This is a genomic window from Arthrobacter sp. zg-Y238 (genome assembly GCF_024385525.1).
GTDB classification, from domain to species: domain Bacteria; phylum Actinomycetota; class Actinomycetes; order Actinomycetales; family Micrococcaceae; genus Arthrobacter_B; species Arthrobacter_B jinronghuae.
Genome location: NZ_JANFLU010000010.1, coordinates 328,682 through 353,253, shown reverse-complemented (window position 1 = coordinate 353,253; position 24,572 = coordinate 328,682). Strand labels below are relative to the sequence as shown.

Genomic DNA, 24,572 nt, shown 5'->3' with positions numbered 1-24,572 from the left:
CCCGTGGATCCCGGCCACGCCCCCGGCCAAGGCATACAAAGCCTAGGGGCGGCTGGGTTCTGCGAACACGTAGTTTTGGCACATGCCCCGGCTCGGCGTTCAGAAAAACCAAGTAGTCGACGGGGTGTGTAAGCGAGTAATTTTTCGTGGCGCCGCCGTCGCTGCCCGGATGGACGCTGCCACCGTCTCGGTCGCCGACGCAATCACCGCAGCAGGCGCGGTTGCGTGGATTGCCCGGGTCTTCGTGGTGGACTGGCGTCGGTCAGCACAACTGCCCTGATGCCGATGAACGAGGACCGAACTAATGCCTGCACGCACACCGACTGCAATGACGCTGTCTCAACTGCCGGACCAGACGCGACAACCGATTCCGCGGAGACACGCACTTCGGGCTGTGGTCCTTGGATGGGTGTTCCTCGGCATCGGCCTTGGCACGGCCATAGGGGTCGCCGAAGCCCTCGGCCGGGCTTTTGGCTGGGGACGGCTGACGGAAGTCCTGCTGCAGGCAGTCCTGATGACCGCCGTCGTGGTGCCGGGCATTGTGCTGCTGCGTCGGCGGCTGGACCACCGCCGCCTGGAGGGACTCGGCCTCAGCAGGTCAGCCGCCCGGCCACTGGCTCTGGGTGTGACTGTGGGTGCACTCACCGGCCTTCTCGTCTGGATACCCGCCGGCCAGGCCGGATGGATACGGGTGGAAGAGCTCGACGTCGCCGCTTTCCTGGGTTTCCTGCTCCTGAACGGCGTGGTGCTGGCCCTTTATGAGGCGCTTCCGGAGGAACTTGCCCTGCGCGGGTATGTCTGGACGAACCTGCGGGACGGCTGGGGGCTGGCGGTTGCGACGCTGGTGACCACTGCGTTGTTCCCATTCGTAGGAGTGGTGGTGGGACCGGTGCGGTGGGCGATCACCACGGTGCTCGGAGGCGACGGAGGAGGAATCGAGGTGTTCCCGGCGGGCAACGACCCCGTTGTCTACATCGTGCAGCTGGTGCTGTTCGGGCTGGCACTGGTGGCGGCCCGGCGCATCCCCGTGCCCGGCGCGTTGTTGGTGGCGGTCGCGTTCCACTGGACGCAGCTGACCGTCACCCGCACCATTCTCGGGGGAACGGGATGGCTCGAATCAGGATGGACCATCACCTGGGTTGAACCGGATGCGATCGCCCTGGTCTAAGTGCACATCATCCTTGCCGGCGTTGTCTTCATAGCCGTACGCCGGCGGCTGCAGCGCCGGGCGGGCTGACGAGGCGCAAGCAGGCGCTATCAGCGGGCCCAGGCCCGCATAGTCTCGATCAGCGGCTCGGTAGGCCGCCCGATCAGTTTGGACAGCTCACCGGGTGCCGGAGCCAACGCACCGTCGCGCATGTTGGCATTGAGCGTACCCAGGAAGCCCGCGGTCACCTCATCAAGCCCGAGGGCGATCAACTGTTTCTGTTCCTCCTCCGGAGTCAGGACCTCGTAGCGCACCGGGGTTTCAAGCACCTCCTGCGCGGCAGCCGCGAACTCCGTGTAGGTCCAGGCCGTATCGCCGGATAGTTCATAGGCCTTGCCTTCGTGGCCTGGCGTGCTGAGCACGACGGCGGCTGCCTCGGCATAGTCCCGGCGCGGCGCGCTGGCAATGCGCCCTGAACCCACACTGTTGGCGACGACGCCGGTTTGCCTCGCGGCGTCGAACTCCTGCCGGTGGTTTTGCGTGTACCAGCCGTGGCGCAGAAAGGTCGCCGGAATGCCGGATGCGGTGATGAGTTCCTCGGTTGCCCGATGCTCCGGAGCGAGGGCGAGCACCGTCGTCGGCGCATTAAGGACCGACGTGTAGACAAGGTGGCGGACGCCGGCGGTCTGCGCTGCCTCGACTGCGTTTGTGTGCTGCGCAATCCTGCGTCCCGGTTCGCTCATGGAAATGAGCAGGACCTTTTCGACGCCGTCCAGCACACCCGCTGTGGTGGCGGCTTCGTTGAGGTCAACCCGTGCCGTACGCAGGCCGCGGCCGGCGAACTCAGCCAGCCGGTCCTGGTTCCGGCCCAGGGCTAGGACATCGCCCGGCGCGACACCGCGTCCGATCAGGGCATCGATGGTGAGTCCGCCAAGTTGTCCGGTCGCGCCGAAGATGGCAATGGTCATGAAGGTTCCTTTCAGGTGGACCCGCGGGAGTGGTGAAAGACTATGCCCGGACCGGCTGGGTCACCAGCGAGTCAGGTGCGGTGACGGGACGACGCCGGACGCGGCAGGACGGGTCAGAGCCAGGGGTAGCCATCCGGGTCTTTCAGGGCTTTCACGTCGACCTCCGCCGCGTCGTGTTTCCGTACCTTCCCCATGAAGGGAAAATCCGCCGGTACGACAGCGACTTTCGCGAGAGGCCGCACAGGAGACGGTGATGCCCAATGGGGCTCCTCGATGACATGCCGCCCGAGACGTTCACGCGGCTGGCGGGAAAATCCCTTCCGGGGCAGAACATATACGGTTCCGTTCCGCCACAGGGGAGCCAACGCATTTCCCGGGGAGACCGAGAAGAAATAGTGCATTCCACTGGTGGCTCCGTTGTGCCGGACAAACTGGAGCGCGCTGTTGAGGAACCTCAGGCCCGGCTGGGGGCGGCTGACCACCGCATAGAAAATCGGCCAGATCCCGTCACCGGCGGCATAAACGGCCTTCTGTTTACTGAAGTCATCGGGGGAGTAGTCAACGGGTGTCCGCGGTTCAAACACTTCAATTCCCGGGTCCGGTGACCCGTGAAGCAGGTACCCGAAGGAATGGACCAGCCGGTCCAGGAAAACCCAGACAGGGAGCCCCGGCGGCGGCTGGACCCATCCGCCGTCGGCGGTGTGAACGGATGCCGCCGCTGCCTCAAGATCGGATTCGGCAACGCGATCTCCCAGCGGTGGCCGCGGCAGCCAGTACGGTTCGATGTCCTCCATGGCGTCACCCTAGACCGAACCGATGTGCGCAGCGGTCAGCAGGAGCCCGGAAGGACCACTGCGCCCTGTTCGCGAGCTGGACCGAGGCGCAGAATAAGGGCATGCCTCCGCAAGTCATTCCGATGCTGCCGTGCGCGGACATTGACGAGATAGCCGCCTTCTTTTCCGCGATGGCGTTCCAGGTCCGGTACCGGCAGATTAAGCCGAACCCCTACCTGGCACTGGAAGGATACGGTTTTCCGTTGCACTACTACGTGCTGGAGGGGCACCGCGCCGAAGAATCACACAGCACCTGCGGGATCCTGGTGCCGGACACGGGAGCGCTCTTTGACTCGTTTGCAGCAGGTCTGCAGGCTGCCTACGGCAAGCTGCCGATTTCGGGCTATCCCCGCGTCACCCGCCCGCGGAGGCGCACGAATGCGGATGGGAGGACCGGATTCAGCCTGATCGATCCGGCGGGAAACTGGATTCGAATCATGAACGAAGCCCCGGTTCCGCAGGCTGAGACAGAGTCCTCGCCCCTTGGCCGCAGCCTGGACAACGCCGTAGTCCTCGCTGACAGCAAGGGCGATACGGCCCAGGCCGCCAAGATCCTCTCGGGTGCCATCCGTCGCGCCGATGCCGCGGACCCCGGCATGCCCGCTGCCCGTGAGTTCCTGGCCGAGCTGGAAGAACGGATGCGATAGGCGGCTGCACCTCGGGGCGGCAGGGAAATGGGGTAGCGTTCCCTAATCAGGACCGCCCGTGGAAACGATGAGGGGGAAAGCCATGGCGCCGCAGGCACCGGCAAGCAGTGTCAGGTTCGTGGAACGTTCGCCCGGATGGCTTCGGTGGGGAGGCGGTGCCTTTCTTGCGGCCGTCGGGGCCGCGTTGGCGGGTGGGGCAGCTGTCGAGTCGGTCTGGCATCTGTATGTAGCCGCCGCAGCGTTCCTGCTCGCTGCCGGCTGGTGGTGTTTCGTTGCGCGGATTACGGTCTCGGTGGACCAGCAGGCCGTCACCCTGAGAGGTCCCCTGTGGAAGCGCACCATTCAGCGCCAAAACGTGCAGGACATCATGGTGGCCAAAGACAACGGGCAGAACACCGGACTCGTGAACTGGCCGGTGACGCGGCACGGACGCGGCTCCCTGACGAGACTGAATATGGGCGGCGCCGGTGCTGTCACGTTCTCCGACGCCGGTGGCCACCGCTACCAGGTGGTGCTGGCTGATCTCGCGTCCGCTGAACAGATGGCACTGGCCATCGGAAACTGATCCGTGCGGCACGCGTATCCGTATGCCACAATCTTCGACATGCCGCTCACCTCTGTATCAACCGCCGACGGTTCGCTTCTGATTTCCTGGGCGTTTTCCGCCCCGGCACAAGCCGTGTGGGCGGGGTTCACTGACGCCGCCCTTTTGTCCCAGTGGCTGGGCCGTCCCCTTGAATGCGACGCTCGGACCGGCGGAACAATCGTCGTCGACCATAGCGGAGGCTACTTGTCGCGCAGCGTCATTACTGACATGGACGAGCCTCGCCGGTTGGCCATGAGCTGGGAGTTCCCCGAGGAACCCGAGTCGCGGATCAGCATCCGGCTGGGTGACACGGAGGCGGGGGCGGTGATGGACTTCGTGCACTACGGTCTGGGGACCCTCGTCGATTCCTACGGCCCCGGCTGGATTACCCACCTCGTGTATTTGGAAGCCGCCGTCGCCGGCGCCGCCATTCCTGCCGCACAGTTCTGGCCGCTGCATTCCACTTTTGAGACGTTGTATACCGCAAGCGTGGCAGCGGACGCGGTCACGGGCTGACGGTTTCCTTCTGCAGGATGATTTCCGTCTCCACGGGCGTGAAACCCAGCGCGGAGTTGATGGAACGCATCCAGACATTTCGGGCATCGCTGCTGGTCCGGACCCTATGCACCTTGCCGGATTCGACAGCCCGGTGCAGGGACGCCAACTTCACGGCTGCTCCGAGGCCGTGGCCGCGGTGGCCGGAGACGACGAGCGTTCCTTCAATCTGTGCCGGCCGTTCAGCGTCGGCTGCCGCTACCAAGCAGGTCCAGGCCGCAACCTTTCCGGCAGCGTCCACGGCTATGGACTCGAACACCGTGGAACCCTGAGCGACCCACAGGTCCAGCTCATCGGCATATTCATCGGGCGATACCGGTGCCTCACCCCAGCCGAGCTCGCCGTTGGGCGCCTCGGCATCGACCAGGCCCTTGATCTGGCCTACCTGTTCGCGGAACCGCTCCGGGACGCCGTTGACGTGCGTTGAGATTTCGTAGCCGGGCGCCGTCGTCGGACTCGCTAGCTGCATATCACGGAGATCAAGTTCCACGACGGTTTCAGTGGTTGCCTGGGAATAGCCCAAAGGAGAGGCGAAGGCCCGCGTGAGCGCGTCGATCTCGCTTGTGGTGGACCGGTAAGCGCTTGCCACGAACCTCGCCGTCGACGCCGGACTGGCGTCTTCCGCCGCACGGGCCAATGCCGAACCAATCCCTGCATTTTGGTGGGCGGGGTCGACCCAAACGAATATCCATGTGGTGTCCGGAGTGTCGGTTGAATTCATACCGGCCGCGAAACCAATTAGCGTGGCCCCGTTCCAAACTCCGAGGAGATGGTTCCGCCATCCGTTAGGCGTGCGCCAGCCGAGAATGCGTGATTCCCTGCTGAGAGGAATCCAGCCGGGCCTTACGCTTTGGTTTGCCACGCATTCAACGCGGTAGGCCTCGGACATAGCGCGGTCATCATTGATGTCCAGCGGGCGGATTTCCATAGGCCACACTCTAAGCAGTTAAAACAATTCCGGCACGGAGCTCAAAGAGCGCCGCGCCGGAATAAGTGTCCGGCACAAGGCCGGAAAACGCTGGTTACGCGTTGTTGTTGCTGTTGTGTCCGCGGTGGCCGGACTTGGCCAAGCCGCGGGCAACCATCAGACCGACCGTGAGGAAGGTGATGTATTCCATCGCCTGTGCGGCGTTGAACGCGTCAAGGCCGTTTTCGCTGGCGTTGTCGCCAACAACAGCTGCCGTGATGATCGTGGCGATAACGGCCAGGACGTAAACGGCGAATTCGAGGGTCCGCGTGGACACCTTGATGTCGTTGGCGTTGCGAACGGTGGTGTTCGTGTGCTCGTTGTGAGTCTGCGTATTAGCCATGTGGTTCTCCTCAAGTAGTGGTGTGAGCGGCCTATCGGCCATGCAACTTTGATCCCGCTACTGAAACCAGGTCGACATTTTCTCTACTCGAAAGACATTATCTGTAGGCCGACTAATAAGCAAACTTAGCTTTTACCACCGAGCAGATCAGGCCGGTATGAACTGCGGGTTAAACAAAAGAAGGAACAGGTAAAAACCTGTTCCTTCTAAGCCGGCCAAAACCGGGGGAGAGCGGACGACGGGATTCGAACCCGCGACATCCACCTTGGCAAGGTGGTGCTCTAGCCAGCTGAGCTACGTCCGCAAATGCAAACAGTCGAAACTGTCCGTGCGCGATACTGGGATCGAACCAGTGACCTCTTCCGTGTCAGGGAAGCGCGCTACCGCTGCGCCAATCGCGCCCTAAACTGCTCGGCCCGTTCAGGATTACTCCTGGAAAACCATAAGCAGAAGGGAGAGCGGACGACGGGATTCGAACCCGCGACATCCACCTTGGCAAGGTGGTGCTCTAGCCAGCTGAGCTACGTCCGCAAGAAAAGCACTGAAACAGTACTGTTCGTGCGCGATACTGGGATCGAACCAGTGACCTCTTCCGTGTCAGGGAAGCGCGCTACCGCTGCGCCAATCGCGCCCATAAATGGGTTCTTTACAATCCACTGTGGAGGTGGGGACGGGATTCGAACCCGCGTATACGGCTTTGCAGGCCGCTGCCTCGCCTCTCGGCCACCCCACCGTAACCGCCGCATAAAGCTTTGGAGAACCGAACCCGGCAAAACCGGGAGCGGCTTGTACAGTGACTTGCGAGCGGACGACGGGATTCGAACCCGCGACATCCACCTTGGCAAGGTGGTGCTCTAGCCAGCTGAGCTACGTCCGCATGTTGATCAGGTTGGGAGCTATCGTCCCCGGATTGCTTGCGCTTTCCGCGGCGAACCCCCGCTTTCCAACGAAGAAAAACTCTATAGGACGTTTGCGGGTTCGTCCAATCGGCCCCGGGAACGGCCCTGGTTTGGACTCGGGCGGGATCTGGGCTAGCATCTTTACACGTTGGAGTGCTTCCGGGCGCATCAACGCGAGTGCATAAATTGAAGGGCGATTGGCGCAGTGGTAGCGCGCTTCGTTCACACCGAAGAGGTCACTGGTTCGAACCCAGTATCGCCCACCCTTCACTGGCCGTCACTTTCCTTCGGGAAGGTGGCGGCTTTTTGCGTCTATCTGGCGCCGGCTCCTTTTGGGGCGTAGTTATGTCCTGCATCCACACTGCGGACCCAATGACTACGGAGCCAATCGTGACCCTTCCGGATACCGGCCCGTTGCACGCACCCTTGGACGGGCTGCTTGCCACTTCCGCCGTGCGCCTGCCCTATCAGCACAACGTGCTGCTTCGCTCGTTCGTCCTCGAGCGGCCCGGCGGCAACATGATTGTTTACAACTCGCCGGGGATCAACAGCTCCGCGGAGGCCATCATGGACCGGGGTGGAGCTGCTCGGCTGCTGATCAACCACGCCCATGAAGCGATGTACGGAGCGCCGGAGTTCGATATTCCGGTATACGTCCATGAGGGGGACCGGGCCGAGGTGGCCGGGTCGCTTCCGGTGTCGGCCGTGTTTGACCGGCGTCAGATGATCGGCGAAGACCTTGAGGTAATTCCGACGCCGGGACACACTGCGGGCACAACAAGCTACCTATGGAACAACGGGGACAGGCGCTTCCTGTTCACCGGGGACTTCATCTGGATTGAGCACGGCGAGTGGAAAGCGGTGGTTCTGGACGAGCACCTTCGAGGCGATTACCTCGCCAGCCTCGCGCAGGTCCGTGATCTGGACTTTGACGTACTCGTGCCGTGGGGCACTACGGACGACGGCCCTCCTTTCGGGCTGGTCGGAGGCAAGGATGAAATTCGAAGCCGCGTCGATGCCGTGATGGACCGGGTCCGCGCAGGCGGACGCCGCTAGGCACAGACCGTGCGGGGAGCCGAAAGCAGACTGTCACCGCCGGGTGGCAGACTGGAAACATGACTGAACCAGCACTGGCACACGCAACCGAATACGGACGCATGTATTCGCGGTCGCTCTCCGAGCCGCCCACGGTCCCGTCCATCACCACGGTGATTTCCCAGGGGTCTACGTCCCTGGACGGCTGGCACAGCTATATGGCCGCCTCCGCCGTCGTCAAGGATCCCAAACTGACCGCCGCCCTCGGCAGCCCGTCGCAGCTGCGCTCCGTGGTGAAGGAGGCGTCCTCGGCTTCGGAACGCTACCGCGACGCCGCCGCGCAGCGGGGTACACGCGTCCATTTCTACTGTGAGCAGGTTGCGCTCCGCGCTCTGGACCGCCCGCATGAACTCGAACGTGCCCGCGAGGAGCTTGCGGCCCGCGGCGAGCACCAGTTCGCGGACCGGTTCGACGAATGGTGGAAGCTCTACGACGTCCAGCCCATCGCGCCGGAAATCACCGTGTGGAACGCCGAGCTGGGCTACGCCGGCACCCTGGACCTGGTCGCTCGGATCGGCGGCCGGCTGTGCCTGATCGATTACAAGACCAAGAACACCGACCGCGACGGGCAGGTGAAACAGCTGGATGACAAGGTCGTGATGCAGCTCGTCGCCGGGATGAAGGCACAGGAGTCGCTGGTCGACGCCGGTGCCGGCACCTGGGAGCCGTGGGCCTACGGACAGGACCCGCTGCTGCTGGGCGTCGCTGTTGGCCAGACGGAGGTGCGTCCCATGCGGGCCAATCCTGAGGTGTTGCCCCAGCACTGGTTCAAGTTCTGCGCATTGCGCCGGGTCTGGCAGACCAGTATTGATGCCGTTGCCGCCGGCCGTGCCCTGCTGCCCGTGCCGCCGCCCCCGGTCGGCGCGCACGAAGCCCCTGCTGCCCAGGCATCAGCCCCGGAGGCTGTACCTGCAGAGACTGCGGATCCACAGACTTCAGTGGCAGCGGGCGCTCCACAGGCCTGAGCGTCCCGGCGGGCGGCGGAGCCAACTAGACTGGATTCCGATCCCCTGCAGCAAGAGTAAGGAACAAACCCCCGATGGCCATCCTGACTATCCGCACGCTCGGCGACCCGGTCCTGCGGACCCGCGCCGAAGACGTGACCGACTTCGGCCCCGAACTGGCGAAGCTGGTAGCGGACATGGAGGAAACCATGGAGGACGTCGAAGGTGCCGGGCTGGCAGCACCCCAGGTCGGCGTCAGCCTGCGGGTCTTCACCTACCGTGTGGACGGCCAGGCCGGGCATGTGGTCAATCCCGTCCTGGAACTGAGCGACGACCTCCAGCCGGACCATCTGGAGGGCTGCCTGTCCATCCCCGGGCTTGGCTACCAGACACCGCGCTTCCGCTGGGCCCGCGTCTCCGGCCAGGACCTGCACGGCAACCCGATCAGTATCGAGGGCGAAGGGATGCTGGCCCGCTGCTTCCAGCACGAAACGGACCACCTGAACGGCGCTCTCTATATCGACCGGCTCGAAGGCGAGCAGCGCAAGGAAGCACTCCGGGCCATCCGGCAGCGCGAGTACGACGCGATCGCGGACCGTACCGCAGCGCAGCGTGCCCAAAGCGTGGGCTCCAGCTTCGGTACCTTCGGCCAGGCGGCCAAGGGTACGTTCGGCACCCAGGCCGGAGCCTAGGTGACCGCGGCACTTCGCGTCCTGTTTGCCGGCACACCCTCCGTGGCCGTGCCGTCCCTGGACGCCTTGGTTGACGCCGGATTCGACGTCGTCGGCGTCCTTACCCGCCCCGATGCCCCGCTGGGCCGCAAGAAGGTCCTGACGCCCTCCCCGGTCGCCGCCCGCGCCGAGGAACTGGGCCTGCCCGTAATCCGCGCGTCGAAGGTGGACGACGAAGCCATCGCGGCCATTGCCGCCTTGGAACCCGACGTCGCCGCGATCGTTGCGTACGGCGCACTCGTTCCGGCCCGCGCCCTCACCGTGCCGAAGCACGGCTGGATCAACCTGCACTTCTCGCTGCTGCCCGCCTGGCGCGGCGCCGCCCCCGTGCAGCACGCCGTGATTGCCGGTGACGACATCACCGGCGCGTCGACCTTCCTGCTCGAAACCGGGCTGGACACCGGCCCGGTCTACGGCACACTCACGGAAACGGTGCGGCCCGAGGACACCAGCGGTGACCTGCTCGAACGCCTCTCGCATTCCGGTGCCGTCTTGCTGGCCCAGACACTCAGCGCGGTCGACGCCGGCGCGGCCGTACCGGTGCCGCAGCAGGGTGACATCACCCTGGCACCCAAGCTCAGCATCGACGATGCCCGTGTGGACTGGCAGCAGCCGGCCCTGGCTATCCGCCGCCGCATCAACGGCGTCACTCCCGAACCCGGCGCGTGGACCACCTGGGACGGCGCCCGGTTCAAGATCGGCGCGGCCAGACTGCGCTCCGACGTCACCGACCTGCGCCCCGGCCAGGTTCGCTTCACCGGCGGCGGGGACGCCGCCGCCGTCGTGGGCACCGGCTCGCACGGACTCGAACTGCTGCGTGTCCAGCCCGCAGGCAAGAAAATGATGCCGGGGGCCGACTGGGCCCGCGGCCTCGCCAACCGTGAGGACGTGGTCTTCGAATGACCCCCCAGCCCGACCAGCCCAACAAACACCGTAACGACAAGGGCCACGAACGCCGCCGCGCCGCCGTGAAGACCCGCACCGCCGCCGCCCCCGGCCAGCGCACCCGCGCAGCCGATCCGGCCCGGCTGGTCGCCTTTGAAGTGCTGCGCGCCGTCTCCGGCGAGGATGCCTACGCCAACCTCGTGCTGCCGAAAAGCATCCGCAAGCACCGGTTGGACAAGCGCGATGCCGGCTTCGCCACCGAACTGGCCTACGGCGCCCTGCGCGGCCAGGGCACGTATGACGCCATCCTCGCCAAGTGCGTGGACCGCCCGCTGGAACGCCTGGACCCCGCTGTCCTGGACGCCCTGCGCATCGGCACCCATCAGCTGCTGGCCATGCGCGTTCCTGCGCATGCCGCCCTCGACCAGACTGTGGGCCTGGCCCGTGCCGTCATCGGGGCCGGCCCGTCGGCACTGATCAACGCGGTGCTGCGCAAGGTGTCCGCCCGCAGCCTGGACGAGTGGGTGGAGATCCTTACCGAAGGCGAAACCGACGCCGTTAAGCGCTCCGCCATTGAGCACTCGCACCCGGAGTGGATTGTCCGGGCCCTGCGCCAGTCATTGGTGGCCCACGGACGCAGCGTCGACGAGATCACCGACCTGCTGCGTGCCGACAACGACGCTCCCGTGGTGAATCTGGTCGCCCTGCCCGGCCTCGGCGACCTCGATGAGGCCCGCGCCGCCGGAGCAACCGACGGCGAGCTCGTGAAGGACTCCGCACTGTTCTCCGCCGGCGACGTCGGCCGGCTGGACTCGGTCCGCGCCGGCACCACCCGGGTGCAGGACGCCGGCTCCCAGCTGGTCGCCCGTGCCCTGGCCGAACTGGACCTCGGCGGCGCGTCCGTCGATGAAGACGGCGTCGAAAAGTGGCTGGACATGTGCGCCGGCCCCGGTGGCAAGGCGGCGCTGCTCGCCGCCCTCGCGCACGAATCCGGTGCCGTGCTGCTGGCCAACGAGCCCGCCCCGCACCGCGCGCAGCTGGTCCGCCAGGCCCTTGACGCCGTGCCCGGGGAAACCTGGAACGTACGGACCGGAGACGGCCGCACCATCGCCGAGGACTACCCGGAGACCTTCGACCGGATCCTCGTCGACGCGCCCTGCACCGGCCTGGGCGCGCTGCGCCGCCGCCCGGAGTCCCGCTGGCGTCGCAAGCCCACCGACGTCGGCGAACTCGGTATCCTGCAGCGCGAGCTGCTCACCACCGCCGTGGACGCGGTAAAACCCGGGGGAGTGGTGGCCTACGTAACGTGTTCCCCGCACCCTGCGGAAACCACCGCCGTCGTCGCCGACGTGATGCGCAAGCGCAACGACCTGGAACTGCTCGACGCCGGCGCCGCGCTGGACGCCGTCAGCCTGCCCGGTGCGCTGGAAGCCGGCCACGAGTCCACTGCCCAGCTGTGGCCGCACATCCACGCCACCGACGCCATGTTCCTGGCGCTGATCCGCCGCAAAATCTAGGAGAACCTTCGTGAGCAAGTGCTGCATCAACCCGAGCATCCTCTCGGCTGACTTCGTGAACCTCGAAGCCGAGCTCCAGCGGATCAGCGCCGCGGACGCCGTGCACGTGGACGTGATGGACAACCACTTCGTCCCGAACCTGACCATCGGGCTGCCCGTGGTGGAACGGATCCAGCAGGTGTCCGCACTGCCGCTGGACGCGCACCTGATGATCGCCGACGTCGACCGCTGGGCGCCGCTGTACGCCGAGGCCGGCCTCGCGTCCGTGACCTTCCATGTAGAAGCGTCGACGGCGCCGATCAAGCTCGCCCGCGACCTGCGGGAGCGCGGCGCGAAGGCCGGCATGGCCCTGCGCCCGGCGACCCCGGTGGAGCCGTACCTGGACATGCTGTCCGAGCTGGACATGCTGCTGATCATGACGGTGGAGCCGGGCTTCGGTGGACAGAAGTTCCTCGACGTGACGCTGCCCAAGATCCGGCGGGCCGCCGAGGCCGTCCGCGGCTCCGGGCTGCCGCTGGCTATCCAGGTAGACGGTGGAATCTCCCCGGAGACCATCGAACGGGCAGCCGAGGCCGGCGCGAATGTGTTCGTGGCCGGCTCGGCCGTGTACGGCGCTGGTGATCCCAATGACGCTATCCGCAAATTGCGCGCATCTGCCGAAGCGGCTGTGCAAGAATAGCTAGCAACAAACGTGCTCCGGGGTCGGTGTAATTCCGAACCGGCGGTTATAGTCCGCGACCCGCACTGCTGATCCGAGAACCTCGGGGAGGCGGTTCGGTTGAATCGGTGAAATTCCGATACCGACAGTTAAAGTCTGGATGGGAGAAGCACGTGCAGTTTGTTGTTCCGCCGGCTTTGCTGACCCTTCGAGGTCCCCTTTTGCAGGGGTGACCCCTCGGACCGGTCGCACCCGGGCGACGCATCGTACTGTCGTACCCCCGGAGCACCCGCTTAGGGATAAGGACGACATGGATTTTCTGCGATGGCTCTTTGAGGCACAGATTCCGGTGGGCTCAAGCTCACTGCTGGTGCGCGAACTAGTGGGCAACATCTTCGGGCTGCTCAGCGCCTTCGGCGGTATGCGCCGTAAAGTGTGGGCCTGGCCCGTCGGCATCCTGGGCAACCTGCTCCTGCTGACCGTCTTCCTCGGCTCCATGTTCGGCGGGGCCGATACGGCCACCCTGCTGGGCCAGGCCGGCCGGCAGATCATGTTCATTGCGGTGTCCATCTACGGCTGGCGGCGCTGGCAGCAGAGCAAGTCCCACGGCGAGAGCGCGGTGACCCCGCAGTGGGCCTCCACCAAGGAACGAATCGGGTTGGTGACCATCATGCTGCTGGGCACCGTTGCCCTGACACCGGTCTTCGCCCGGCTCGGTTCCTACGAACCGGTGTGGGCCGACGCCTGGACCTTCGTCGGTTCGCTGCTGGCCACTTACGGCATGGCCAAGGGGTGGGTCGAGTTCTGGCTCATCTGGGTGGCCGTAGACATAGTGGGCGTGCCGCTGCTCTTCAGTGCCGGTTACTACGCCACAGCCTTTATGTACCTCTTCTACGGCGGCTTCACTCTTGCCGGCTTCTTCGTCTGGTGGAAGGCCAAGCGCGACGAGAAGCCGCAGGTGGAAGTGATGATGCCTGATCCGCGGACGCGGTAAAGAACCCGTGGCCGGCAGCTAAACCCGGGTCCGGCGTCCAGGCTGGAAGCCGGACCGGCAACGAGGAGGCGCACCATGGAAGCAACCAGCACCAGCGTCAGCAGCTTCATCGACGGTGTGGCATCGCCCGTTCGCCGCCGCGACGCCCAGACCCTGGTCGCGCTGATGACGCGGATCACGGGCGAGCAGCCAGCCATGTGGGGGCCGTCGATTGTCGGCTTCGGCAGCTACCACTACAAATACGCCAGCGGCCGGGAAGGCAACGCCGGGGCGGCGGCATTTTCTCCGCGCAAGGGCGCCACCACGGTATATCTTCCTGACGGAGTGGACACATACGCCGAGCAACTGTCCCGCCTTGGCAACCACACGACGGGTGCGGGCTGCCTCTACATCAAGGATCTGGCTAAGGTGGACCTGGATGTCCTCGGAGGGATCATTGCCGAGTCCTACCGGCACGTTACCGCGGAAACCCCGGGCAGCGGAACCGACCCAAAGGATGACTCATGAGTGAGCAGAACGCTGAGCAGAAGGTCTGGTTCATCACCGGCGCCGGCCGCGGCCTGGGAACCAGCATCGCCCAGGCGGCATTGGCCGCCGGACACGCCGTCGTCGCCACCGGCCGCAACCCGGACAAGGTGACGCAGGCGGTGGGGGAGAACGAGCGTCTCCTGGCAGTTCGGCTCGATGTAACGGATCCTGCTGAAGCTGAAACCGCCGTCGCGGGAGCGCTTGACCGGTTCGGCCGAATCGATGTGCTGGTCAACAACGCAGGCAACTTCAACGCCGGATTCTTCGAGGAGATGACGCCGCAGGACTTCCGCGCCCAGATCGAGACCACGTTCTTCGGCCCGCTGAACGTTACCCGCGCAGCACTTCCGACCATGCGGTCCCAACGCTCGGGCACCGTCATCGTCATTTCCTCCACCGCGGGACTAGCCGGCGGGGAATTCCAGACCGCCTATGCCGCCTCGAAGTTCGGCGTGGAGGGCTGGGCTGAGTCCCTGGCCCCGGAAGTGGCCCCGTTCGGCATCCGCGTCATGCTGGTGGAGCCGGGATTCTTCCGCACAGAGCTGCTCACCCCGGCATCCACGCGCTACGCCGAATCCACCATTCCGGACTATGCAGAGCGCAACCGGCAAACCGTTGAAGCGTGGCGGAGCATGGACGGGAGGCAGAGCGGCGACCCGGCCAAGCTCGCCGATGCCCTGATTCGCCTGGCGGAATCCGACGACCCGCCGCTGCGGTTCCCGGCCGGAGCCGACGCGGTCGAAGCCTTCGAAGCCCGGGCCGGGCTGCTGCAGGAGTGGGCTGCCGCAAACCGGGACCTGTCCAGCCATCTGGGCTACGACGAGGCCTGAGCGTTCAGCGTTTTACGGTTCCGATAAGCTGGCTTCGCCCGATGAGGGTATTGAAGCAAGCCGGAACGGGGGGAACATCATGGGCGCGATGGATGACCTGCTGGGGCCGAACGAGGTCAAGACCCTGCACGATGCGTTGGTCGGCGCGGAGCCCGGTATCAATTGGGACGAACTGCTGGACACCCGGACCCGGCTGGAACCGTTGTCGCTGCGCGGCCGCACCGACGCCGTCGCGCACGCCCTCGTTAACGCGCTGGGCACCTATCCGGCCGCCGCGGTTGCGTTCCGCGCCGCGCTGGACGATCCGACCTTCACCGGTTGGGCTCTGTGGCCGGTCACCGAGGCTGCCGTCACCTTGGCACTGGCCGACGGCGGCACCCCGGCCTTCGACGACGCTGTGGCACTGCTCGCGGAACTGACCCCGGGGCTGACCAGCGAGTTCGCCATCCGGCGGCTGCTGAAAGCCGATCACGAGCGCGCTTTGGCGATCATCCGCACCTGGACCGACCACCCCGACGAACACGTACGCCGGCTGGCCAGTGAGGGAACCCGGCCCTACCTGCCGTGGGCCGTCCGGGTGCCGATGCTGCTCGCTACGTCAGGGGCCACGCTGCCGCTGCTGGATGCGATGCACAACGACGAGTCCGAATACGTGCGCCGGTCCGTCGCCAACCACGCCAACGACCTCGCGCGGCACGCACCCGAGCTCGTGCTTGAGGCAGCCGCGCGCTGGCAGCAGACGGGAACTCCTGGCAGCGCCTGGGTGGTTCGGCGGAGCCTTCGCACCCTGGTGAAGAAGGGAAATCCCGGTGCGCTCGAGCTGATGGGTTTCACTCCGGCCGAGGTGAGCGTAACCGAGCTCCGGGCGGAAGCGTCCATCCTGCAGCTGCCCGGCGAGCTGGGCTTCGACTTTGTCCTGACCAATACCGGCGACGCTCCGGCCCGGCTGTCGGTTGATTACGCGGTCCATTACGTCAAGGCGAACGGGTCCACGGCGGAAAAGGTCTTCAAGCTGACCACGGTGTCCCTGGAGCCGGGGGAGTCCCGACTGTTGCGCGGCCGGCATGGCTTCCGGCAGATGACCACCCGGCGGCACTATGCGGGCACGCATGCCCTGGAGGTGCAGGTCAACGGGGTCCGGCACGGCCGGCTGGAATTCGGTTTGATGCTGTAATTGGGCGGATATATTCACCGCTTCCATGGGCGGGATATCTGTAGCAAACCGTGTAGTACACTCCAGAAAAGTCTCTTGCCTTTTCCCTGTCTCGCGGAAAGTACACATCCTGAATATGGTTCGTTTCAAAATTGTTTCTGGTGCCTTGGTTGCGCTGCTAATGGGTATTTCGGCGCTGATAGCGGGGGCACCTGCGGCAGTTGCGGAGACTGAAAGTAGTATGCTCGGCACCCCCGCGCCGAGCACGCTGAACCTGGAGAATGAAGAGCACATCGTTGACACCTTTAACTATGTCAATAAGTTCCGCACCGATAAGGGTTTGGAGCCGCTCACCTTCAACGTCACCGTTTCAGAAATGGCTGAAGACTGGTCTGACACTATGGAATCCGCACGCGATATGTGGCATAACCCGGGTTATTACACCGACGAGCGCGTTGTGGACCGATGGACGGCTGCCGGTGAGAATGTTGCATACACCTCGAACGGTTCGGGTGAGGCGATAGTTTTCGGCTGGGAAATGTCGCCGGGACACAATAAGAATATGAGCCGCCCGGAAATCACCACAATGGGTGTAGGCATCGCCGTGACTGGCGACTGCGTACAGAATTCAAAAGACTGCTACATCTGGGCCACGCTCAACCTTTTTGACTTCCACACACCTCCTGCCGGCACCTACAGGACTGCCCAGGATTACTTTGATGGTCGCCCGTCACTGGACGTTCCCTATCCGGTCGTCACTCGTGCGTCGGCACCAACGTTTGATGACCAGGCCCACCGATATTCGATTCCCACCACCACGGGCGTGGATTACTACGTCGATGACGTTGCTGCATCGGCGGGCACATATAGCTCAACGTCCGCACTGGTCCGTGTGGCTGCCGTTGCAGAGGATGGCTATAAGTTGTTGGGGCGGGCCTCATGGTGGCACGACTTTCCCAATGCCCTGCAGGCCACCCCGGCACCTGTCGTCTTCACCGACAAGGACGGCACGGCTCAGGATACCTTCACCATCCCGAGCGTGTTGGGCGTGGATTACCAACTCCACGGGGAGACCCACGAGCCTGGAACCTACCCTGGCTCGGGCACCGTCACTGTCACTGCAAAGCCGGCGGGCGACGGCTACGTCCTGACACCCGGTGCGACTGATAAATGGGTGAAGACCTTCAGTAAGGCCCCGCTGCAGGCCACCCCGGCGGCTGTCGTCTTCACCGACAAGGACGGCACGGCTCACGACACCTACACCATTCCCTCCGTCGAGGGCGTCGATTATCAGGTGGGTGGCAAGACCATAGCGACCGGTACCTATCCCGGCACGGACACTGTCACTGTGACCGCAAAGGCAGCTACCGGCTACTTTCTCGTCAAGGGTGGTATCACCACATGGACCAACACCTTCAGCAAAAAGTCCGACCCGTACACGCCGCCGGTAACGTCGCCGTTTGCGGATGTCTCCACCGGGCAGCAGTTCTACAAGGAAATGGCCTGGCTGGCCGAGAAGGGCATCAGCACGGGCTGGACCGACGCCAACGGCACCCGATCCTATCGTCCGCTGCAGCCCATCAACCGCGACGCGATGGCAGCGTTCCTCTACCGCGCCGCAGGCTCTCCGCCGTACAACCAACCGTCGAAGTCTCCGTTTGCGGATGTCTCCACGGGACAGCAGTTCTACAAGGAAATGGCCTGGCTGGCTGATCAGGGGATTTCCACCGGCTGGACCGAAGCCAACGGCACCCGGACCTATCGTCCATCGCAGTCCATCAACCGCGACGCGATGGCCGCGTTCCTCTACCGCGCCGCAGGCTCTCCGATGTACGCCCAGCCGTCGAAGTCTCCGTTTGCGGATGTCTCCACGGGACAGCAGTTCTACAAGGAAATGGCGTGGCTGGCAGAGAAGGGCATCAGCACCGGCTGGACCGAAGCCAACGGCACCCGGAGCTACCGCCCGCTGGAGTCCATCAACCGCGACGCGATGGCCGCGTTCCTGTACCGATACAGCGCCAAACCATAGGGGAGGCCCTGGACAGCTGGATTTTCAGGGGCGTACCGGCATCCAGCCCTATCTGGCTTGCTAGCCTGTGCACATGAAACAAGGGCAGGTGGTGCCGCCCGTCCGACGGCTCGACGTCGGCGCTGTTGGACGGCGGGCAACGTGCCTCCTCCTTGCCCGCATCGGAATGGTGGCGGCAGCAACGGTGGCGGCGTGGCTCATCATGCGCGCCGTTGACGGTACGGCCACGTTCCCGTCCTCACCGATGCTGGCGTCCCTCAGCCTGATTCCGGTGAACATCGCTTCGCTGCTGCTCGTTTCGCGCCTGCTGCGAAGCGAGGGGTCCAACCTGCGGTCCCTCTTTGCGCCGGGTCGCTCGGTGCTTCGGGACGCCGGGTGGGGCCTGCTGTGGATCGCCGTCCTCTATATACCGTTTGTCCTCGCCGTTATGGCCACGATGTGGGTGCTGCACGGATCCGGCATGTTCGATGCGTTCGCCACCGTGTTCTACGACCCCGACGCCGCCACGATCGCCTCACCGGCCTGGTCACTGATCCTCGGCATCCTTGCTGTGGTGACGTTCGCTCCGCTGAATGCGCCTGCCGAGGAAGCCGTCTACCGCGGCTACGCGCAGTCCCGGCTCTCGGCCTCGTGGTCTCCGTGGCCGGCGATGCTCGTCTGTTCCCTGGCCTTCGGCGCGCAGCATGCTTTCTTCGCTCCGACTACTGACGCGATGGTTGTGTACGTGGTTGCCTTCACCGTGTGGGGACTCGGGTCGGCGCTCATCGTCCGGGCTCAGGGGCGCCTGTTGCCGATCACCATCGCGCATCTGCTCGTGAACCTCATGACGAGTTCCCCGGCAGTCGTGTTCCCCGTCCTGGTGCTCACCGGCGTCGTGCAGTACTGACAGGGAGACCGGACCGGCAATGAAGCAGACCCGCCCAACCATCGTGCTGGATGAGGCGCGCCGCGTCTCGGTTCAGCGGCGTACCCTCGCCGTGGTTGTCCTCAGCCAGATCCTCGGCGGGGCGGGGCTGGCAGCAGGTGTCACGGTGGGGGCACTTCTGGCTCAGGACATGCTTGGGTCGGAGGGCCTCGCCGGCCTGCCCGCCGGATTGATCACCCTGGGTTCCGCGCTGGCTGCTTACCTGGTGGGAAGAGTCACCCAGCGGGCCGGACGGCGCATTGGACTCGGAGCCGGGTTCGTCGCCGGCGGTCTCGGTGCCCTGGGCGTGGTCCTAGCCGCGGTGGTGGACAGCCCTCTTCTGCTGTTTGCGGCCCTGTTCCTTTATGGGGCGGGAACGGCCACCAATTTGCAGGCTCGATATGCCGGAACGGACCTGGCGCTGCCGGACCGCAGGGGACAGGCCATCAGCATTGCGATGGTCGCGACGACGTTCGGGGCGGTTGCCGGACCCAATCTGGTTACACCCATGGGCCGCTTAGCCGAGGGCCTGGGTATTCCCGCCCTGGCCGGCCCGTTCCTTCTTGCTGGAACAGCGTTCCTGGCCGCCGGCGTCGTACTGCTGGTGCTTTTGCGCCCGGACCCGTTCTTTCTGGCACGCCGGTTGCGGAACCAGGCAGCGGAGACGGTGCAGAGCACCGTCGGCGCGGCAGCGGAACGTCCGGGGGCCGGAGTCTACGTGGGCGCCGCCGTGATGGTGCTAACCCAGATCGCGATGGTGGCGATCATGACCATGACGCCGGTCCATATGCGGGCCCATCACCATGACCTTGCTGCAGTCGGCATGGTCATCGGTGTGCACATCGGCGCGATGTACCTGCCGTCGCTTGTCACGGGCGTCTTAGTGGACAAAATCGGGCGTACTCCAATGGCGGTTGCCTCCGGGGTGACCCTGCTCCTGGCCGGAGTCACCGCCGCCTTCGCACCGGGGGAATCTCTGGGCCTGCTGATCCTGGCCCTCGCCCTGCTCGGCATTGGCTGGAACTTCGGCCTTATTGCCGGCACGGCACTGGTTGTTGATAACACGTCCCCGGAGATCCGCCCACGTGTCCAAGGCAAGATCGATGTGCTCGTTGCCTTGGCCGGGGCCGGCGGGGGAACCCTGTCCGGCGTGGTGATGGCGGGCACCAGCTACGCCACACTCGCCCTTTCGGGCGGCATCCTGGCCTTGCTGCTGATCCCGGTGCTGTTCTGGGCCCGGCGTAGCAAGGCAGTGGAGGGGTACTAGTCGTCGGTTCCGACGGCGTCGCTGCGCCGCTCCAGGAACAGGGTGTCCCGCCATTCACCGGTGTGCGGTCCGTGCGTCATTTTCGCCACGCGTTGGCGCCTGCCAACCACGCGGAAGCCCTCTGCCTGGTGCAGGGCGAGGCTGGCCGTGTTCTCCGGAAAGATACTGCACTGAAGCGTCCAGATTCCCGAGGTTTCAGCGGACGCCACCAGTGCGCGCAGCAGAAGCCGTCCGATGCCGCGTCCTCGGGCGGCGGGGGCGATGTAAACAGAATGTTCGACGACGCCCCGGTAGGCATCACGGGTGGAAACGGGGGAGGCCGCCGCCCATCCCAGAAGGCCGTTTCCTGCGTCGGCAACAAGCCGGAGCCCGGGTAGATGGGCGGAATCAAAGGCTTCCCAGTCGGGCACCTTGCTCTCGAAGGTGGCGTGGCCGGTGGCAATCCCCGCTGCGTAGATGCTGCGCACCGAGGGCCAGTCGGAAGCCAGCAGGGAACGGATGAGGATCGCCCCGCCCGGCACCGCGGCAGGCGTGCTGCTCACCGGGGAGACAGGACCGCAGCCGCGCGTTCCAGTGCACCCGGAACGATGGAGTAGTAGGCCCAGACGCCGCGCTTCTCACGGTGCAGGATGCCGGCGTCGACCAGGATCTTCAGATGGTGGGACACCGTCGGCTGGCCCAGTCCGATCGGCTCGGTGAGGTCACACACGCAGGCTTCCTTGTTCTCCTGGGCGGCGATCAGCGAGACCAGGCGCAGCCGGGTCGGCTCGGCCACGGCCTTGAGCAGCTGGGCGAAGCGCTGGGCGTCTTCGACGCTCAACGCTTCTGAAGTCAGCGGGGTGCAGCAGGCCTCGACGGCGGGAGCGGGAACTGTCAGTGCAGTGGTCACCTGCCCATTATGCACAGATTGACAGGCATCGATATATCTAGGGATACTCAACATCGAAGGATATCGATGTTCTTCAATGTAGGTTGCCCTGTCGATGTCCCTGCCGAGGAGCTTTGTGAGCACGTCCACCGCACCACCCCAGACCGGCCAGGTCACCGCCAGGCTCTCCACCCTGGACCGCTTCCTGCCGCTCTGGATCCTCGCCGCGATGGCCGCCGGACTGCTGCTGGGCCGCCTGGTTCCGGGCATCGGGCCCGCGCTGGACTCGGTGAAGGTGTCGAATGTGTCGCTGCCCATCGCCGTTGGCCTGCTGGTGATGATGTATCCGGTGCTGGCCAAGGTCCGCTACGACGAAACCTCGAAGGTCGTCGCGGACCGGAAGCTGATGGTCACGTCGCTGGTGCTCAACTGGGTCGCCGCCCCGGCGTTTATGTTTGCGCTGGCCTGGATCTTCCTGCCGGACCTGCCCGAATACCGCACCGGGCTGATCATCGTCGGCCTGGCCCGCTGCATCGCGATGGTGATGATCTGGAACGACCTCGCCTGCGGTGACCGCGAAGCCGCCGCCGTGCTGGTGGCCATCAACTCCGTCTTCCAGGTCCTCGCCTTTGGCGCCCTTGGCTGGTTCTACCTGCAGGTCCTGCCCGGCTGGCTGGGACTGGAAACCACCAGCGCCGGTTTCTCCTTCTGGTCCATCACGGCCAGTGTGCTCATCTTCCTGGGCATCCCGCTGCTGGCCGGCTTCCTCACCCGCACCCTCGGCGAAAAGGCGAAGGGCCGCGACTGGTACGAGGGCACGTTCCTGCCGAAGATCGGCCCGTGGGCGCTCTACGGCCTGCTGTTCACCATCGTGCTGCTCTTCGCCCTGCAGGGGGATGAGATTACCTCGAACCCGCTCGACGTCGCCCGCATCGCCCTGCCGCTGCTGGTCTACTTCCTGGTGGTGTTCGGCGCCGGCATGCTGCTGGGCAAACTCCTGCACCTGGGCTACCCGCGCACCACCACGCTGGCCTTCACCGCCGCCGGCAACAACTTCGAACTCGCCATTGCCGTGGCGATCGGCACCTACGGCGTGACTTCCGGGCAGGCACTGGCCGGCGTCGTCGGGCCCCTGATCGAAGTCCCCGTCCTGGTCGCGCTGGTCTACGTCGCCCTCTGGGCGCAGAAGAAATACTGGCCCGCCGCCGCTCCCATCCCTCCCGCCTCCACAGACGCCTCCACAGAAAAGATGAACCGATGAGCACCACTGAAACCGCAGCCAAGCCCTCCGTCCTGTTCGTCTGCGTGCACAACGCCGGACGGTCGCAGATGGCCGCCGCCTACCTGCGCACACTCGGCGAGGGACGGATCGAGGTCCGCTCCGCCGGCTCCGCGCCCGCCGACTCGGTCAACCCGGCCGCCGTGGAAGCCATGGCCGAGGAAGGCATCGACATGTCCGCCGAGCTGCCCAAGGTACTGACCACCGAGGCCGTGAAGGACTCCGACGTCGTGATCACCATGGGCTGCGGCGACGCCTGCCCGATCTTCCCCGGCAAGCGCTACGAGGACTGGAAGCTCGACGACCCGGCTGGCCAGGGCGTGGAGGCCGTCCGCCCCATCCGCGACGACATCAAGGCGCGGATCACCGCGCTCATCGCCGACCTCCTGCCGGCCTAGCAAAACCTTCGTACTCCTTGAGGAAAAGCACCAATGAACACTGATCTGTCCCGGCTTCCCGTCGCCGTCATCGGCTCCGGCCCCGTCGGCCTGGCTGCCGCCGCCCATCTGCTTGAACGCGGACTGACGCCGGTCATCTTCGAGGCCGGCGACTCACCTGCCGCCGCCGTCCGCAGATGGGGACACATCCGGCTGTTCTCACCCTGGCAGTACGACGTCGACGCCGCCGCCCGCCGCCTGCTCACCGGCACCGGCTGGCAGGAACCGGACGCCGAAACCCTGCCGACCGGCACGGAACTCCTCGAGCAGTACCTGCTGCCGCTGGCCGCCGTCCCCGCCATCCGGAACGCCCTGCACACGGACAGCGAAGTTGTTGCCGTCAGCCGCGAAGGCCTGGACAAGACCCGCACCGGCGGACGGGATACCACCCCGTTCCTGGTCCGCGTCCGGAACGCCGACGGCACAACCGCCGATCACCGGGTCCGCGCCGTCATCGACGCGTCCGGCACCTGGAATTCGCCGAACCCATTGGGCTCGGCGGGACTTGCAGCACCGGGTGAGGCCGAGGCCTACGCGGAGGGCTTCATCACCGCCCCGCTGCCCGATGTAACCGGCCGTGACCGTGCCCGTTTCGCCGGCAAGCACATCCTGGTGGTCGGCGCCGGCCATTCGGCGGCCAACACGCTGCTGGCACTGGGGGAGCTGGCCGAGCAGGAACCCGACACCCGGATCAGCTGGGCCATCCGCCGGTCCTCGGCGGCAAGCGTGTACGGCGGCGGCGACCTCGACGGGCTGCCCGCCCGCGGCGCGCTGGGCAGCCGGCTGCGGACCCTGGTCGAGGAAGGCCGCATCGAACTGCACACCTCGTTCACCATTACCGGGTTCAAAAGCGCAGACACCCTGACCGTCGTCGGGACGACGCCGTGCGGGGAGACGCAGTTGGACGTCGACCTGCTGGTTCCGGCCACCGGCTTCCGGCCGAACCTGGACATGCTGCGGGAAGTCCGCCTTGATCTGGACCCGGCCGTGGAAGCGCCGCGGGCACTCGGGCCGCTCATCGACCCGGAGCTCCACAGCTGCGGCACCGTGACACCGCACGGCGCCCGCCTGCTGTCCCACCCGGAAAAGGACTTCTACATTGTCGGCATGAAGTCCTACGGCCGGGCGCCGACATTCCTGATGGCCACCGGCTACGAGCAGGTCCGTTCCATTGCCGCAGCCCTGGCCGGAGACCAGAAGGCGGCCGACGACGTCGAACTCGTGCTGCCCGAAACCGGGGTCTGCTCCACGGATCTGGGCGGCAGCTGCGACACCGTGTCCAGCTGCGGCACCGACGCCGGCGCTGATCAGGGGGACTCCGCCTGCTGCGGAGTGCCCGAACCGGCCGCTGCTGCACCCGTTGATTCCTGCTGCGGCGCACCGGAGCCGACTGCGGCTGCTGCACCCGCCGTTGAGTCCTGCTGCTCGGCGCCGGAACCTGCGTTCCTTGGTATTCCTACCGGACTGGAACACGGCCGCTCCGGAGAACAGGGGAACTAGTTCCGGCT

At 65.5% G+C, this 24,572-nt stretch carries 26 protein-coding genes, 7 tRNA genes and 1 riboswitch; of the genes, 22 read left to right on the top strand and 11 right to left on the bottom strand.

Annotated features, from left to right (window positions below):
• Window positions 1–304 precede the first annotated feature (304 nt).
• Window positions 305–1,168, top strand: coding sequence for a CPBP family intramembrane metalloprotease (locus tag NNX38_RS10655; RefSeq protein ID WP_255797956.1), 864 nt, complete (start codon window positions 305–307; stop codon window positions 1,166–1,168).
• Between the two features lie 89 nt (window positions 1,169–1,257).
• Here the strand turns inward: NNX38_RS10655 and NNX38_RS10650 are convergent, their stop codons facing one another.
• Together NNX38_RS10650 and NNX38_RS10645 are read right to left on the bottom strand one after the other, a co-directional pair.
• The gene (locus NNX38_RS10650) at window positions 1,258–2,115 is read right to left on the bottom strand and encodes an SDR family oxidoreductase (protein WP_255797955.1); all 858 of its coding nucleotides are present in this window, start codon (window positions 2,113–2,115) and stop codon (window positions 1,258–1,260) included.
• Between the two features lie 113 nt (window positions 2,116–2,228).
• The gene (locus NNX38_RS10645) at window positions 2,229–2,909 is read right to left on the bottom strand and encodes a hypothetical protein (RefSeq protein WP_255797954.1); all 681 of its coding nucleotides are present in this window, start codon (window positions 2,907–2,909) and stop codon (window positions 2,229–2,231) included.
• A 101-nt stretch (window positions 2,910–3,010) separates the two neighbouring features.
• Between NNX38_RS10645 and NNX38_RS10640 the strand changes: the two genes are divergently transcribed.
• Genes NNX38_RS10640 through NNX38_RS10630 form a run of 3 tightly spaced genes read left to right on the top strand, consistent with a single transcriptional unit; the run spans window position 3,011 to window position 4,697 of the window.
• The gene (locus NNX38_RS10640) at window positions 3,011–3,595 is read left to right on the top strand and encodes a hypothetical protein (protein WP_255797953.1); all 585 of its coding nucleotides are present in this window, start codon (window positions 3,011–3,013) and stop codon (window positions 3,593–3,595) included.
• Between the two features lie 58 nt (window positions 3,596–3,653).
• Entirely contained in the window at window positions 3,654–4,160 is a 507-nt protein-coding gene (locus tag NNX38_RS10635; protein ID WP_255797952.1) for a hypothetical protein, read from the top strand.
• Window positions 4,161–4,199: 39 nt separating this feature from the next.
• Window positions 4,200–4,697, top strand: coding sequence for an SRPBCC domain-containing protein (locus tag NNX38_RS10630; RefSeq protein ID WP_255797951.1), 498 nt, complete (start codon window positions 4,200–4,202; stop codon window positions 4,695–4,697).
• Here the strand turns inward: NNX38_RS10630 and NNX38_RS10625 are convergent.
• Window positions 4,687–5,625, bottom strand: a complete 939-nt coding sequence (locus tag NNX38_RS10625) for a GNAT family N-acetyltransferase (RefSeq protein ID WP_255798170.1) — start codon at window positions 5,623–5,625, stop codon at window positions 4,687–4,689. The two genes, NNX38_RS10630 and NNX38_RS10625, sit on opposite strands and share 11 nt — an antisense overlap.
• A gap of 154 nt (window positions 5,626–5,779) precedes the next feature.
• On the opposite strand from NNX38_RS10625, the gene NNX38_RS16940 reads away from it, so the two are divergent.
• Window positions 5,780–6,064, top strand: coding sequence for a hypothetical protein (locus NNX38_RS16940; RefSeq protein ID WP_370646422.1), 285 nt, complete (start codon window positions 5,780–5,782; stop codon window positions 6,062–6,064).
• A 212-nt stretch (window positions 6,065–6,276) separates the two neighbouring features.
• Here NNX38_RS16940 and NNX38_RS10615 read toward each other — a convergent pair.
• From NNX38_RS10615 to NNX38_RS10590, 6 genes are all read right to left on the bottom strand, one after another.
• A tRNA-Gly gene (locus NNX38_RS10615) sits at window positions 6,277–6,350 on the bottom strand.
• 25 nt (window positions 6,351–6,375) lie between these two features.
• Window positions 6,376–6,447, bottom strand: a tRNA-Val gene (locus tag NNX38_RS10610).
• Between the two features lie 56 nt (window positions 6,448–6,503).
• A tRNA-Gly gene (locus NNX38_RS10605) sits at window positions 6,504–6,577 on the bottom strand.
• Between the two features lie 28 nt (window positions 6,578–6,605).
• A tRNA-Val gene (locus tag NNX38_RS10600) sits at window positions 6,606–6,677 on the bottom strand.
• Window positions 6,678–6,705: 28 nt separating this feature from the next.
• Window positions 6,706–6,779, bottom strand: a tRNA-Cys gene (locus NNX38_RS10595).
• 70 nt (window positions 6,780–6,849) lie between these two features.
• Window positions 6,850–6,923: transfer RNA gene (locus NNX38_RS10590), tRNA-Gly, on the bottom strand.
• 213 nt (window positions 6,924–7,136) lie between these two features.
• Here NNX38_RS10590 and NNX38_RS10585 point away from each other — a divergent pair.
• The 14 genes from NNX38_RS10585 (at window position 7,137) to NNX38_RS10520 (ending at window position 20,480) form a co-directional block, all read left to right on the top strand.
• Window positions 7,137–7,208 (top strand) — tRNA-Val (locus NNX38_RS10585).
• A 109-nt stretch (window positions 7,209–7,317) separates the two neighbouring features.
• Window positions 7,318–8,001, top strand: a complete 684-nt coding sequence (locus tag NNX38_RS10580; protein WP_255797949.1) for an MBL fold metallo-hydrolase — start codon at window positions 7,318–7,320, stop codon at window positions 7,999–8,001.
• 59 nt (window positions 8,002–8,060) lie between these two features.
• Window positions 8,061–9,005 carry a PD-(D/E)XK nuclease family protein gene (locus NNX38_RS10575; RefSeq protein WP_255797948.1) on the top strand — a complete coding sequence of 315 codons (945 nt, stop codon included), beginning with the start codon at window positions 8,061–8,063 and terminating at the stop codon, window positions 9,003–9,005.
• Window positions 9,006–9,079: 74 nt separating this feature from the next.
• Window positions 9,080–9,676 carry a peptide deformylase gene (gene def / locus NNX38_RS10570; protein ID WP_229952133.1) on the top strand — a complete coding sequence of 199 codons (597 nt, stop codon included), beginning with the start codon at window positions 9,080–9,082 and terminating at the stop codon, window positions 9,674–9,676.
• Entirely contained in the window at window positions 9,677–10,618 is a 942-nt protein-coding gene (fmt, locus tag NNX38_RS10565) for a methionyl-tRNA formyltransferase (RefSeq protein ID WP_255797947.1), read from the top strand.
• Complete coding sequence (locus NNX38_RS10560; RefSeq protein ID WP_255797946.1) at window positions 10,615–12,117, top strand: RsmB/NOP family class I SAM-dependent RNA methyltransferase; 1,503 nt, start codon at window positions 10,615–10,617, stop codon at window positions 12,115–12,117. The genes fmt and NNX38_RS10560 overlap by 4 nt, the downstream gene beginning before the upstream one ends.
• A 10-nt stretch (window positions 12,118–12,127) precedes the next feature.
• The gene (rpe, locus tag NNX38_RS10555) at window positions 12,128–12,796 is read left to right on the top strand and encodes a ribulose-phosphate 3-epimerase (protein WP_229952130.1); all 669 of its coding nucleotides are present in this window, start codon (window positions 12,128–12,130) and stop codon (window positions 12,794–12,796) included.
• A gap of 8 nt (window positions 12,797–12,804) precedes the next feature.
• Window positions 12,805–12,952: riboswitch (FMN riboswitch) on the top strand.
• A gap of 133 nt (window positions 12,953–13,085) precedes the next feature.
• On the top strand, window positions 13,086–13,769 hold the full coding sequence (gene pnuC, locus NNX38_RS10550) for a nicotinamide riboside transporter PnuC (protein WP_255797945.1): 684 nt from the start codon (window positions 13,086–13,088) through the stop codon (window positions 13,767–13,769).
• A gap of 75 nt (window positions 13,770–13,844) precedes the next feature.
• Window positions 13,845–14,276: a DUF1801 domain-containing protein gene (locus NNX38_RS10545; RefSeq protein ID WP_255797944.1), complete on the top strand. Its 432-nt coding sequence runs from the start codon at window positions 13,845–13,847 to the stop codon at window positions 14,274–14,276.
• Window positions 14,273–15,127, top strand: coding sequence for an SDR family oxidoreductase (locus NNX38_RS10540; protein WP_255797943.1), 855 nt, complete (start codon window positions 14,273–14,275; stop codon window positions 15,125–15,127). Before NNX38_RS10545 ends, NNX38_RS10540 begins: the two co-directional genes overlap by 4 nt.
• A 79-nt stretch (window positions 15,128–15,206) precedes the next feature.
• Window positions 15,207–16,301 (top strand): DNA alkylation repair protein, encoded by a 1,095-nt coding sequence (locus tag NNX38_RS10535; protein ID WP_255797942.1) that lies wholly within the window; start codon window positions 15,207–15,209, stop codon window positions 16,299–16,301.
• A gap of 115 nt (window positions 16,302–16,416) precedes the next feature.
• Window positions 16,417–18,309: a CAP domain-containing protein gene (locus NNX38_RS10530; protein ID WP_255797941.1), complete on the top strand. Its 1,893-nt coding sequence runs from the start codon at window positions 16,417–16,419 to the stop codon at window positions 18,307–18,309.
• A gap of 73 nt (window positions 18,310–18,382) precedes the next feature.
• Window positions 18,383–19,195, top strand: a complete 813-nt coding sequence (locus tag NNX38_RS10525) for a CPBP family intramembrane glutamic endopeptidase (RefSeq protein WP_255797940.1) — start codon at window positions 18,383–18,385, stop codon at window positions 19,193–19,195.
• A 19-nt stretch (window positions 19,196–19,214) separates the two neighbouring features.
• The gene (locus tag NNX38_RS10520; RefSeq protein WP_255797939.1) at window positions 19,215–20,480 is read left to right on the top strand and encodes an MFS transporter; all 1,266 of its coding nucleotides are present in this window, start codon (window positions 19,215–19,217) and stop codon (window positions 20,478–20,480) included.
• Here the strand turns inward: NNX38_RS10520 and NNX38_RS10515 are convergent.
• Window positions 20,477–21,022 carry a GNAT family N-acetyltransferase gene (locus NNX38_RS10515; RefSeq protein ID WP_255797938.1) on the bottom strand — a complete coding sequence of 182 codons (546 nt, stop codon included), beginning with the start codon at window positions 21,020–21,022 and terminating at the stop codon, window positions 20,477–20,479. The two genes, NNX38_RS10520 and NNX38_RS10515, sit on opposite strands and share 4 nt — an antisense overlap.
• Complete coding sequence (locus NNX38_RS10510) at window positions 21,019–21,369, bottom strand: helix-turn-helix transcriptional regulator (RefSeq protein WP_255792453.1); 351 nt, start codon at window positions 21,367–21,369, stop codon at window positions 21,019–21,021. The genes NNX38_RS10515 and NNX38_RS10510 overlap by 4 nt, the downstream gene beginning before the upstream one ends.
• Window positions 21,370–21,463: 94 nt before the next feature.
• On the opposite strand from NNX38_RS10510, the gene arsB reads away from it, so the two are divergent.
• Genes arsB through NNX38_RS10495 form a run of 3 tightly spaced genes read left to right on the top strand, consistent with a single transcriptional unit; the run spans window position 21,464 to window position 24,564 of the window.
• Complete coding sequence (gene arsB, locus NNX38_RS10505; protein ID WP_255797937.1) at window positions 21,464–22,609, top strand: ACR3 family arsenite efflux transporter; 1,146 nt, start codon at window positions 21,464–21,466, stop codon at window positions 22,607–22,609.
• Complete coding sequence (locus NNX38_RS10500; RefSeq protein ID WP_255797936.1) at window positions 22,606–23,025, top strand: arsenate reductase ArsC; 420 nt, start codon at window positions 22,606–22,608, stop codon at window positions 23,023–23,025. The genes arsB and NNX38_RS10500 overlap by 4 nt, the downstream gene beginning before the upstream one ends.
• A gap of 33 nt (window positions 23,026–23,058) precedes the next feature.
• A complete protein-coding gene (locus NNX38_RS10495; protein ID WP_255797935.1) occupies window positions 23,059–24,564 on the top strand; it encodes an FAD-dependent oxidoreductase in 1,506 nt (501 codons plus the stop codon).
• Window positions 24,565–24,572: the final 8 nt, after the last annotated feature.